Raw genomic sequence first — 360 nt, 5'->3', positions numbered from 1 at the left:
TTGCTTGAATTTGGCAATCCGTATTTGGCTCAAAGTCTGCGTGAATATGAAAATCAAACAACGAAAACTCCAACTGACGTAGCATTTGCATGGCTGATTGGAAGTTCTTTGCTGCCAGTAATTTGTCTAACATTTCTTTTGGTAACGGCTCACCCGTCTCATAGTGCCCTGAAATGAAGTTCAGCGCTTCTTCTTCATAGCACCAGTTCTCTAAAAACTGACTTGGCAGCTCAACCGCATCCCATGCCACACCATTAATACCAGCAACTGGCGCTGCATCCACTTGCGTTAGCATGTGATGAATACCGTGACCAAACTCATGGAATAAAGTGGTTACTTCATTATGGGTAAATAGCGCAG

1 protein-coding gene is annotated in these 360 nt (G+C 43.6%); it reads right to left on the bottom strand.

What is annotated here, in order from left to right; genetic code table 11:
* Positions 1-360 (bottom strand): M3 family metallopeptidase (locus CWC11_RS21875; protein ID WP_249330807.1); only part of this gene is annotated, 360 nt, incomplete at both ends.

Origin of the sequence: Pseudoalteromonas sp. S3178 (assembly GCF_005886985.1) — a bacterium.
Taxonomy (GTDB): Bacteria; Pseudomonadota; Gammaproteobacteria; order Enterobacterales; family Alteromonadaceae; genus Pseudoalteromonas; species Pseudoalteromonas carrageenovora.
Note: the sequence above shows the minus strand (reverse complement) of the source record. Positions and strands in the feature narration are given on the sequence as shown.